The organism is Pseudonocardia hispaniensis, from assembly GCF_042658695.1.
Lineage (GTDB): Bacteria > Actinomycetota > Actinomycetes > Mycobacteriales > Pseudonocardiaceae > Pseudonocardia > Pseudonocardia hispaniensis.
In genome coordinates, this window is sequence record NZ_JBHSQW010000035.1 from 370975 (window position 1) to 382168 (window position 11194).

Annotated in this window: 11 protein-coding genes and 2 tRNA genes; 10 read left to right on the plus strand and 3 right to left on the minus strand. The window is 69.5% G+C overall.

The genetic code is table 11. From position 1 onward, the window contains the following. Positions 1-224: 224 nt before the first annotated feature. Together ACFQE5_RS18780 and ACFQE5_RS18785 are read left to right on the plus strand one after the other, a co-directional pair. Positions 225-917, plus strand: coding sequence for a response regulator transcription factor (locus ACFQE5_RS18780; protein ID WP_379586783.1), 693 nt, complete (start codon positions 225-227; stop codon positions 915-917). 135 nt (positions 918-1052) lie between these two features. Then, the gene (locus ACFQE5_RS18785) at positions 1053-1325 is read left to right on the plus strand and encodes a GlsB/YeaQ/YmgE family stress response membrane protein (RefSeq protein WP_379586784.1); all 273 of its coding nucleotides are present in this window, start codon (positions 1053-1055) and stop codon (positions 1323-1325) included. An 82-nt stretch (positions 1326-1407) separates the two neighbouring features. On the opposite strand, the gene hisC is transcribed toward ACFQE5_RS18785, so the two are convergent. Continuing rightward, entirely contained in the window at positions 1408-2460 is a 1053-nt protein-coding gene (hisC, locus tag ACFQE5_RS18790) for a histidinol-phosphate transaminase (RefSeq protein WP_379586785.1), read from the minus strand. A gap of 57 nt (positions 2461-2517) precedes the next feature. On the opposite strand from hisC, the gene ACFQE5_RS18795 reads away from it, so the two are divergent. From ACFQE5_RS18795 to ACFQE5_RS18810, 4 genes are all read left to right on the plus strand, one after another. Next, a complete protein-coding gene (locus ACFQE5_RS18795) occupies positions 2518-3222 on the plus strand; it encodes a dienelactone hydrolase family protein (RefSeq protein ID WP_379586786.1) in 705 nt (234 codons plus the stop codon). Positions 3223-3274: 52 nt separating this feature from the next. Further along, complete coding sequence (locus ACFQE5_RS18800; RefSeq protein WP_379586787.1) at positions 3275-5245, plus strand: acetoacetate--CoA ligase; 1971 nt, start codon at positions 3275-3277, stop codon at positions 5243-5245. An 83-nt stretch (positions 5246-5328) separates the two neighbouring features. Further along, positions 5329-5417, plus strand: a tRNA-Ser gene (locus ACFQE5_RS18805). Between the two features lie 52 nt (positions 5418-5469). Then, positions 5470-5542: transfer RNA gene (locus ACFQE5_RS18810), tRNA-Arg, on the plus strand. 94 nt (positions 5543-5636) lie between these two features. Here the strand turns inward: ACFQE5_RS18810 and ACFQE5_RS18815 are convergent. Next, positions 5637-6794, minus strand: coding sequence for a tyrosine-type recombinase/integrase (locus ACFQE5_RS18815; protein ID WP_379586788.1), 1158 nt, complete (start codon positions 6792-6794; stop codon positions 5637-5639). Beyond that, entirely contained in the window at positions 6787-7533 is a 747-nt protein-coding gene (locus ACFQE5_RS18820) for a helix-turn-helix domain-containing protein (protein ID WP_379586789.1), read from the minus strand. Before ACFQE5_RS18820 ends, ACFQE5_RS18815 begins: the two co-directional genes overlap by 8 nt. 145 nt (positions 7534-7678) lie before the next feature. Between ACFQE5_RS18820 and ACFQE5_RS18825 the strand changes: the two genes are divergently transcribed. From ACFQE5_RS18825 to ACFQE5_RS18840, 4 genes are all read left to right on the plus strand, one after another. After that, entirely contained in the window at positions 7679-7918 is a 240-nt protein-coding gene (locus ACFQE5_RS18825; protein ID WP_379586791.1) for a DNA-binding protein, read from the plus strand. Positions 7919-7988: 70 nt separating this feature from the next. Further along, a complete protein-coding gene (locus ACFQE5_RS18830) occupies positions 7989-8570 on the plus strand; it encodes a hypothetical protein (RefSeq protein ID WP_379586792.1) in 582 nt (193 codons plus the stop codon). Beyond that, positions 8567-10816, plus strand: coding sequence for a bifunctional DNA primase/polymerase (locus ACFQE5_RS18835; protein WP_379586793.1), 2250 nt, complete (start codon positions 8567-8569; stop codon positions 10814-10816). Before ACFQE5_RS18830 ends, ACFQE5_RS18835 begins: the two co-directional genes overlap by 4 nt. Further along, on the plus strand, positions 10813-11190 hold the full coding sequence (locus ACFQE5_RS18840) for a hypothetical protein (protein ID WP_379586794.1): 378 nt from the start codon (positions 10813-10815) through the stop codon (positions 11188-11190). The genes ACFQE5_RS18835 and ACFQE5_RS18840 overlap by 4 nt, the downstream gene beginning before the upstream one ends. The last annotated feature ends 4 nt before the right edge of the window (positions 11191-11194 follow it).

The following is an 11194-nucleotide window of genomic DNA, read 5'->3' on the forward strand; positions in this document are numbered from 1 at the left end:
GGTTGCGCGCGGTCGGTGAGAGGACATCAGGCGGCGCCGGAAAGCCGCCAACCCCCCTTCTGGGCACGAAACTCCCACCGAACGGAGCACCGCTCCTCTCAGGTTTGACCGTTCGTCGCGCAACCACCGCCGGTCGTACCGTTAGCCGATTGTTATTTAGCGGTTCGCGCGAGAAGCTTGCGGCGATGCTCCCCGCTGCTCCCCCGGGGGGTGCGTCTACGGTCGTGCCCACATCCGTGCCGGCGCGCTCGTCCGTGCCCCCGTACGACCATGTCCTGCTGGCGCTGCCTCCGACGGCGGCGTCGGGTTCCGTGCTGCGCGGTCTTCGCTCCGAAGGGGTGCGGGTCACCCTGGTCAGCGATGGCATCGGCGTCCTCGACGCCGTGCGCTGCGGCGACCTGGCGCTCGTCGTGCTCGACGTCGAGCTCCCCGGCCCCGACCAGACCGCGGTGCTCACCGCACTGCAGTCCGAGGCGCCGAATGTTCCGGTGATCGCGGTGACCCCGCGAGAGCGCCGCAGCGCTCTGCTCGGCCTGCTGCGCGCTGACCGTGACGACTATCTGCTGCGCCCCTTCGCCATGGACGAACTGGCGGCCCGGATCCGGCTCCGGCTGCGGCTCGGCGCCGAAACGGCCGCGGCCGTGCTGCGCCAGGGCGAGATCGCGGTCGACACCGAGTTCGGTGAGGTGACGGTCGACGGCCAACCGGTCGCGTTGTCGCCCACCGAGTTCGCGTTGTTGATGGCGCTGCTCGCCGAACCCGGTGCCGTCGTCTCACAAGGGCGACTGGCCAGGGAGGTGTGGTCCGAGCCGGCCTCGGCCAATCTGGTTCAGGTCTACATCTCCTATCTCCGTCGAAAGATCGGTCCGGAACGAATCCGAACCGTCCGAGGTGCCGGGTATGTCCTCGAAGGATGACACGCACGGAAACGGCCCGATAACTCTTGAGCGACCACTGGCTCCGTCGTGCTGCGGTTCCCGTAGACCTGTGCTAACCAGGGCCGACGCGGATCGACATCGGACGCGATCCGATCAACGTCGGGAGAGAACAGAATGATCGGCAGCATTATCGGCGCCATCGTCATCGGCCTGATCCTGGGCGTACTGGCCCGGATGATCCTGCCTGGCAAGCAGAACATCCCGCTCTGGCTGACGATCGTCGTCGGGATCGTGGCGGCTTACATCGGTACGTGGATCGCCCGCCTCATCGGCATCGCCGACACCCCGGGCATCGACTGGTGGGAGCACATCATCCAGCTCATCGTCGCGCTCGTCGCCGTGGGTGCGGTGGCCAGCGTCTACAGCAAGCGATCCATCAAGAGCTGAACCGCGCAGCGACGCGGCCCGGATCGGCCATGGCCGATCCGGGCCGTCGTGCGTCCGGGGCCGATCAGCCGGCGAACCCCGATCAGCCGGTGAACGTGGTGGCGGCGGCAAGCAGCAGGTCGTTCTCCTCGGGGGTGCTGACCGTGACCCGCACCCCGTCCGGGGCGAACGGCCGCACGATCAGCTTCTGCTCGAGGCAGTGCGCCGCGAACGCCGCGGTCTGCTCGCCCAACGCGACCCACACGAAGTTCGCCTGGGTGGGTGGGACGGTGTAACCCGCGCCGAGCAACGTCTCGCGCACCCGTACCCGTTCGTCGACGACCTCCGCGCACGCCGCCAGGAGTTCGTCCTTCACCTCCAGCGCGGCGATCGCGCCTGCCTGAGCGACCGAGCTCACGCTGAACGGCGAGCAGACCTTGCGCAGCGCCTGTGCCACATCCGCCGAGGCCACGGCGTAGCCCACCCGCAGTCCGGCCAGCCGGTAGGCCTTGGAGAAGGTTCGCAGGACCACGAGGTTCGGGTGGGCGTCGACCAGGGCGAGCCCGTCGACGGCGTCCGGATCGGTGACGTACTCGTGGTAGGCCTCGTCCAGCGCGACCAGCACGTCGGGCCCCACCGTGGCGAGGAACCGCTCGAACTCGGTGCGGCTCACCGCTGTGCCGGTCGGGTTGTTCGGACTGCACACCATGATCAAGCGTGTGTTCGAGGTGACCGCGGCGGCCATCGCGTCGAGGTCGTGCCGGAAGTCCTCGGTGAGCGGCACGGTGCGAGCGGTGGCCGCGCCGATCCGGGTCACGATCGGGTAGGCCTCGAACGAGCGCCAGGCGAACAGTACTTCGTCGCTGCTCTCTCGGCAGGTGATCTGCACGAGCTGCTGGCACAGGCTCACCGAGCCGCAGCCGACCGCGATCCGGCCCGGGTCGACGCCGAACTCGCTCGCCAGCCGCGCCGTGAGCGCACCGACCACGAGATCGGGGTAGCGGTTGCCGGTCGCGGCCGCCTCGGCCACCGCGGCGAGCACCGAGGGCGGGGGCGGCAGTGGAACCTCGTTGCTGGAGAGCTTGATCGCGCCGGGAATGGCGCGACCTGGTACGTAGGCCGGCAGGCTGTCGAGGTCGGCGCGGATCAGGCTCATGACGTTCACCGTAGACCGGATCGGTACGGCGGCGTCGGGCGTGCGACGCTTGGCGGCATGACCGAGATCCGGACGGAGACCGTACCCCTGGTCGACGGCAGTGAGCTACGGCTCACCGTGGCGGAACCGGTCGGTTCGGTGCGTGGCGGCATCGTCGTCCTGCACGAGGCTCGTGGGGTGACCGACAGCGTGCGCCGCCTGGTGGCCGGCATCGCCGCCGACGGCTGGCTTGTCGTCGCGCCGCACCTGTACCACCGCGACGGTGCTGACGTACTCGATCCGGCCGAGACCGACGAGCAGGTGCGGAATCAGATCAACCGCCTCGACGGCGAGCAGGTCATGGCCGACACCGACACGGCGTTCGGCTGGCTCGCCGAACGCAGTATCACCGCCGATCGGATGGGCGTCGTCGGTTTCGACCTCGGAGGGTCGGTGGCCCTGCTGGTCGCGGCGAAACGCACGCTGGGTGCCGCCGTCACGGTGGCGGGCGGCGGGATCAGCTCGCCGTTGTCCGAGGGGTTGCCCTCGCTGGTGGCGGCGGCGCCGGGGCTGACGTGTCCGTGGTTGGGGATCTATGGCACGCCCGCAGACGGGACGACCGATCCCGAGTTGCAGCGGTTGAGTGCGGCGGCCGAGTCGTCGGGGGTCGCGACGAACCTGGTGACCTATCCGCAGTCCGGGTACCGGTTCGATGCCGATCCGGAGGCCTCCGCCGACGCCTGGCAGCGCATGCTCAACTGGTTCGACTCGCACCTGCGGTAGGTCTCCGACGGGGCCTGGCGCGCCGAGGTTCGGGCAGGGGATGCTGCCTGTTATGTCAACCGGAACCCCCGACGTTCTCTGGACGCCCGACCCGGACACGGTCGAGCAGACCGCCATCGCCGAGTTCACCCGCTGGGTGCGCGCGCATCGCGGCGTCGACGTGCCCGAGTATGACTATGCGGCGCTGCACGCCTGGTCCGTGCGTGACATCGAGGGGTTCTGGTCTGCGGCCGCGGAGTTCCTCGGGGTCCGTTTCCACGACGCGCCGAGCGCGACCCTCGGGTCGTCCTCGATGCCCGGAGCGGAGTGGTTTCCCGGGGCGACGCTGAACTATGCCGAGCATGCGCTCACTCCTGGACCAGGCCGCGAGGACGGCGACGTCGCGATCGTGTTCATCCGCGAGGACGGGATCGAGCGGATCATCACCCATGCTGAGCTGCGGGACCTGGTGGGCCGAGCGCGGGCCGGGCTCGTGCGCCTGGGTATCGGACGCGGCGACCGGGTGGTGGCACTGGCGCCGAACTCGCCCGAGACGCTGGTGATGTTCCTGGCCGCGGCGAGCCTGGGCGCGGTGTGGTCGTCGTGCTCCCCGGACTTCGGCGTGCGCGCCGTGCACGACCGGTTCGCGCAGATCGAGCCGTCGGTGCTGCTCGCCGTCGACGGATACGTGTACGGCGGCAAGCGCTACGACATTCGCTCGACCGTGTCCGCGTTGCAGCGGCAGCTCCCGACGCTGCGCGCGACCGTCCTGGTCCCCTACCTCGGTGACGGGGATTTGGAGCAGACGCTGCCGTGGGCTCAGCTGACCGCCGAGCCCGGGCCACTCGAGTTCGAGCCGGTGCCGTTCGACCACCCGCTGTGGGTGCTGTACTCCTCAGGCACCACGGGGCTGCCCAAGGGCATCGTGCACGGGCACGGCGGCATCGTGCTGGAGCACATGAAGGCGTTGCGGCTGCAGTGCGACCTCGGGCCCGGTGAGCGGTTCTTCTGGTTCACCACCACCGGCTGGATGATGTGGAACTTCCTCATCGGCGGGCTGCTGGTCGGCTCGTCCATCGTGCTGTTCGACGGCAACCCCGGCCACCCCGACCTCGCGGCGCTGTGGCGCCTCGCCGCCGCGCAGCGGGTGAGCTTCTTCGGCACCTCGGCGCCGTTCATCCAGGCGTGCCTGAAGGCGGGCCTGCGCCCGCGCGAGGAGCTCGACCTCTCGGGGCTGCGGGCGATCGGCTCGACCGGGGCGCCGCTGTCGCCGGAGGGATTTCGTTGGATCGGCGACGCCGTCGGGGCGCATATCCAGATCTGCTCGGTGTCGGGCGGGACGGACCTGTGCGCGGCGTTCGTCGCAGCCGCCCCGACGGTGCCGGTGTGGCTGGGGGAGATCTCCTGCGCTGCGTTGGGGGCGGCGGTGGTCTCCTATGACGAGAAGGGGCACGAGCTGATCGACGAGGTCGGCGAGCTCGTGGTGACCAAGCCGATGCCGTCGATGCCGGTGTCGTTCTGGAACGACCCGGACGGCACCCGGCTGCGGGAGGCCTACTTCGACGAGTTCCCCGGGGTGTGGCGGCACGGCGACTGGGTGCGGCTGACCCCGCGCGGTTCGTATGTGATCTACGGCCGGTCGGACTCGACGCTCAACCGCGGCGGGGTCCGGATGGGCACCGCCGACTTCTACGCGGTCGTCGAGGGCTTCGAGCAGGTGGCGGACTCGCTGGTGATCGACACCACCGAACTCGGCGCCCGCGACGAGGGTGCGCTGCTGTGCTTTCTGGTGCTCGCGCCCGGTGTCGCGCTGGAGGACGTCGAGCCCGGCCTGCGCAAGGCACTGCGCTCGGAGCTGTCGCCGCGCCACGTTCCCGACCGATTCGTCGTCGTCGATGCCATCCCGCGCACCCTCAACGGCAAGAAGTGCGAGGTTCCGGTCAAGAAGATCCTCGCCGGCGTCGCCCCGGACAAGGCGGTGAGCCGGGGCGCGCTGCAGAACCCCGACGCCCTCGCGCCCTTCCTCGACCTGGCCAGATCCTGATCGCGGCGCCCGGGGACGGGCCGCTTTGAACCCGTTCCTGGGCGCTGTGTACTCTTAGCCGTGCTGGAGGCCGAGAGGCCCCGGGAGGCTTCGCCTAGTCTGGTCTATGGCGCCGCACTGCTAATGCGGTTTGGGGTCACCCCCATCCCGGGTTCAAATCCCGGAGCCTCCGCGCTGGCGTGGCCGACTCCCGGGTCGGTTGCGACCGGACAACTGAAGAGCACGCGCCCGTAGCTCAACGGATAGAGCATCTGACTACGGATCAGAAGGTTAGGGGTTCGAATCCCTTCGGGCGCACAGAGAAAGCCCAGGTCAGGCCCTTGTTTCGCTTCGGCGAGGCGAGGGCCTGAGTCGTTTCTAGGCCCGGTTTCTCACCGATTTCTCACACTCGCTAGTTGATCTTGTAGAGCTGTCCGAGCATCTCGGCGCCCACCGCCAGATCCTCGGCGTGGTCGGCGTGCACGTACTGCCGGTAAGTGAACGCCGCGTCATAGTGGCCCGCCCAGCGGGACACGATAGAGATGGGCACCCCGGCCTTCTCCATCAGCGAGAGCGCGGTGTGCCGGCCCTCGTGCAGCACGATCCGCTTCACCCCCGCCCGGTTCGCTACCCGTCCGAACTCGTCGGAGTACCACTCGGGATGCACCGGTACGCCCAGCTCGTCGACGACAACCCACCCGCTCGACTCGTGCGCCTCACCCGCGGCGAGCCGCTCCCGAGCCTGCGCTGCCCGGAGCGCCTTGAGCGCGGCGAGCAGCTCCCCGTCCATCGGCAGGGTGCGCACCCCGTTACGGGTTTTCGGGGCCTGCTCGAGCACGCGCCCTTCAACCAGCACGCGTGCCCCACGAACCGACAGCGTGCCAGCGTCGAGATCCACGTCACCCCACCGCAGCCCGAGCACCTCGCCGCGGCGCAGCCCGTAGAGCGAGAGCCGCCAGGCGGCATGCAGCCGATCCTTGCCCGCCTCGCCGAGAAACCGCTGCACCTCCTCAGCGGTCCACGTCTCCCGCTCAGCCGGCACGTACCTCGGCGGGGTGACCAGCCTTGCGACGTTGCGCACGACGAGGCCCTCAGCCTGCGCCATCTCCAACGCGGCGGTGAGCCGGCCGAGGGTGAGCCGGATGGACCGTGCCCCGAGCCCGGTGCCGGGTTTGCCGCCGCGTTTGCGCCCGGCCGTCGCCATCCACGTCACCAGTTGCTCAACGTCGCTTTTGGTGAGGTCTTGGAGCTTCCGCGCGCCGAGCCGCTCGCGCACCGGGGCGAGCGCGTCGCGGTACGAACGTGCCGTCGACGGCCGCACGTTGCGCGTGGCGCCGACGAGCCACTCATCGACGTACTCGGCGACAGTGACTTTCCTTGGCCGCACGAACGTGCCTTGCGCGGTCTCCGAGATCATCCGGGCCCGCTCGGCGCGCGCCTCCCGCAACGTGTCGAACGTCCGCGTGAGCTGCATCCGCTTACCGGTCTGCGGGTCGCGGCCGACGTCGACGACGAACCGATATCGGATCCTGCCGTCCTTCAAGACGATTCTCTTTATCGGGTCACTCACCCGTGCTCCCATCCTTTCGTCGGGTCTGGCGTCGCAACCGGACCTCAGCTAGCACTCGTTCGCTCTCCGCCTCATTGCTCCGAGCTGGCACGACGTCGGCGGTCGGGCGTAGCCGCGGCTCCGGCTCGTCGGCGTCAAGGTGCGCTAGCTCCGGTGGTAGCGCAGGCGGCAGGTCACCGCGGCCACGGATAGAGCGTCGGATGTACCGCAGGGCATCCTCGATCTCGGCGCGCCGGGCGGCCGCGCGCTCGAACAGTCGGTTAGCTTCCTCGGGCGAGAGGTCGGGGGGTATGCGCGTCTGTGCCCGCCACTCGGCTTCTTTCGCCGTGTGCTCGCGGTAGAGCGTTAGCAGGTCGGCATTTCGGCGCCACAGTGCGTCGGGTGATCCGCTGGGCGGCTTGCCCTCGCCAGTGATCCACTGAGCCGCATCCCACGGGTCGGCGTCGACCCCCGGGAGCAACTCGATGTCGGCCCGTTCGCCGAGTGGGGTCATGAGCAGCAGCGGCGGCACTCCCAGGACGTAAGCGATCGCCAGAATCTCTGCCAGACCCACGGCCTTACGGGCCCCGCTCTCCAGCCCGCCGAGCACGGTGCGCTTCATGTTGACTCCCAGGCGCGTTTTCAGCTCGTCGGAGAGCTGCTGCGCCGTCAGGCCCCGCTCCCTGCGGTAGTAGGCGACGCGCTGACCGACAGCGGCGGCAAGTGACTCGGGCCAGGGCTTGGGGCGAGATTCAGGCACGACGTCAAGCTACGTCACTCCGGAAAAACTGGCAATCTGTGCCGTCCTTGCGCGTTCTCCCAGCGTCGTGCCATGCTGACGTTGCGCCGGATTATTCGGCCTGGCTCCGGATAATCCAACTTCACCTTGCATGAGGAAGGTCCAGATGCCCGATCTGCTCGACCAGGCGCGCGCAGCGGATGCGCCCGACGTCCCCACGCTCGACGAGATCAAAAAGTGGCCCGCCACCGTCGACATTCCGCAGGCGTGCCGCCCATTCGGAATCAGCCGCTCCCACGGCTACGAGCTGGCCGGCCGCGACGCGTTCCCCGCCCGCGTCCTCAAAGTCGGCGGACGCTACCGCGTCATCACCGCGTCGATCATCGCCGCACTGGAGACCCCATGAAACACGGAAGCCGGGCGCACCCACGCCCGGCCCCGCAACCAACAACAACGCGACGAACGGAACATACCCGATGACGACACCCACATGCGACGCCTACACCCCCCAGGTTGTGCAGCTCGCCGACAGCACGTACCGGCTGATCCGCGCCGGCCACGCCGGTCAAACCGTGCTGGCGGAGACGCAGCGACAGCTCCCCGTGGCGCTGCGCGACCAGATCGACGCCGCCACCGCCGACACCGATCGGGCCAACCAGCGCCTCGCCACCCTCACGGGCTACCGCTACCTCACCGACGCCGCCGCGACCCTCCCCAAATGGATCGTGCTCGCGCTGCTGCGCGCGCTCGCGGCCTGGCAGGTCGGCACCGCATCCACCTGCATGCACAACCCCCACCCCGACCGCCCCCGGCCGGTGATGGCGGCCGCGTGGCGACCCGGGACCGTCGCCTGCACCGCGTGCACGCTACTTCTGACATGCCGGCCAGGTTCGACCGCGGACCGCACCTGCGACGGCTGCGGGCACATCACCACCGGACCCGAACACCACGACGGGATCCGCCCCGTGTGCGTCTCCGCGGGCCCCATGACACTGATGGCCGGGGTGTGCGAGCACTGCCGATGGTGGCCCGCCGACACGAGCGAGGGCACCCCGTGAGCTTCCAGCACGCCGTCGCGGCGCGAAACCGCGGCTGGCGTCCCTTCCCCGTCGACAGCCCGTTGTCGCCGGACTGCGTCGGCCTACACAAAACCACCCCCTGCGACGGGCAGCGCGGCAAACACCCCGCCGTTGCCTTCACGACCGCCACCGCCACCGAACCCGCGGACAAACAGCTGGAACACTGGTTCAACAGGGGGCCGCGCAACATCGGCGTCGCCTGCGGCCCGTCGGGGCTGATCGTCTTCGACGAGGACATGCTCGGCGCGCTCGAAACGTTCGCCGCCGAACGCGGCGAAACCCTCCCGAGCACCTACCGTGTTCGCACCGGCCGCGGCTGGCACTGGTACTTCACGACCCCGGCGGGGCTCGAGCACGGCAATAGTGAGGGCGCGCTCCGTGGCCGTCACGTCAACGTGCGCGGCCGCGGCGGCTACGTCGTCGCCGCCGGCTCCGTCCACGCCAGCGGACACGTCTACGAGGCAGAAGACCCGCACGCCGAGGTTGCCGAACTGCCCGCGTGGCTCGCCACCGCCATCAAAGAGAAGCCAGCACGGCCAGCCGAGGACGACACGACAGCGCCCACCCGCACCGCCGGCCGAGACCACACCGGCCGCATCGGGTGGGGTGACCGACACAACGCGCTCGTCTCCTACGCCGGTCGGCTGCGCCACAAAGGCCTCAGCCTCACCGAGGCTGAGACCCTTTTCCGGGTTCGCTGGCTCGACTGCGTGCAGCCGCTCGGGCAGATCCCGGAGGCCCACCACCACGAGCAGGCCCCAGCGGACTGCAACTACCCAGTCACCTGGGATGAGGCGCTCGCCAAGCTGCGCGACATCTACACCCGGTATCAGCCGGACCCGCTCGCAGACCTGATCGACGACCAGGACGACGCGCTCGCGATGGTGCGGCACAACCTCGACTTCGACGGGAAGCCGCCGCAGACACTCCCCGGGCGGACCACACCGCTACTCGACGACGAGCCGATCCCCGTCGCGCCGTTCCCCCGACTCGACGACGCCGCCCTCCACGGGCTGCCCGGCAAGATCGTGGCCGCCGTCGCCCCGCACACCGAGGCCCACCCGGTGCCGATCCTCGTGCAGCTCCTCGCCGTCCTCGGCTGCACGATCGGCGCCGGCGCACACATCAAGGTCGACAACCGCGAGCATGCCGCCCGCCTGTACCCGCTCGTGCTCGGCAAGACCTCCGACGGCGCTAAGGGCACCTCCTTCGGCGTGGTCCGGGCCCTGTTCCGCGCCGCGATCCCCGCCCGCCCCGAAGACGGGGCGCTGCGCGGGCCGATCGACTCCCTCGTGTTCGTCGACCTGCCACGGCAGGTGTCCGGCCTGTCCACCGGCGAAGGTTTGATCGAACTCGTCCGTGACCCCGTCGACGAAGACGACCCCGGCGGCGTCGACGACAAGCGGCTCCTAGTCGTTGAAGAAGAGTTCGTCGGCACCCTCGCCGTCGGCCGTCGCGACGGGTCCACGCTCCCGCGCACACTGCGTGCGGCCTGGGATGGGGAGAACCTCCAGACCCTCACCCGCCACAGCCCCCTGCACGCCACCCGCCCGCACGTCACTGTGGTCGGGCACGCGACCCCCGGCGAGCTTCGGCTCAAGCTCGACGACGCCGCCATGCTCGGCGGCACCATGAACCGGTTCCTGCCGGTCGCATCGCGGCGCACCAAGCTTTTACCCGAGGGTGGGAACCTGCCCGCCGAACTACTCGCCGAGTACGGGCCAGCCCTCGCGGAGGCCATCGACCGCGGCTCCCGGGCCGGCGAGGTCGAGCAGACCGACGACGCCCGGGAGTTGTGGCGCGCCAGCTACGCCCATCTGCGCCGCTCCCGCCCCGACGGGCCGGTCGCGACCATCCTCGCCCGCGCCGCCCCGCAGGTTCTACGGATCGCACTCTGCTACGCCCTCGCCGACCGCTCGCCGGTCATCGACCGCCCCCACATCGCCGCCGCCCTCGCTATCTGGACGTACGCGGAGGACACGGCGGAATGGCTGTTCGGCCCTCACGTCGCTGCGGCCGACCTCGACCCACTCGTCTCCTTCATCGCATCCGCCGGCGAGGCCGGGCGAACCAAATCGGAGATCACCCGCGGGTTCTACGAGAGGAACAAACCGGTCGCCGAGATCGAGGCAGTGCTCGCCGAACTGATCAAGGACGGGCGCATCCGGCAGGAAACCGAGCAGCGGACCGGACCCGGCCGACGGGCCGTCAGGTACTACGCATGACGACAGAAACGACAGAACGACACAATCCGTTGACCTGCGAAAACGGCGATTCCATTACGTCGTACCTCTACGACAGAACGACGGAATCGCCACACATCGCTGCAGGTCAGCGCGTTCTGTCGTTCTGTCGTTTCTGTCGTGAGGGCAGAGACAAAGCGATGCCGCCGTCCTCGTCGACCATCGAGGCAGTGCTCGCCGAACACCGGCAAGACGGGCCCGGCCGCCCCACCGAGCGGTACGAGATCCATCCCAACCACCTCAAGGTGGACACGCGAACCGGGCGGGGGCCGGCTGTCGCCGGTTCGTTTTCAAGATCACACAACGCCGCGCGGGACCACCTGTTCCTCGTCGCGCACCACACGAACGGAGCGTGAGATA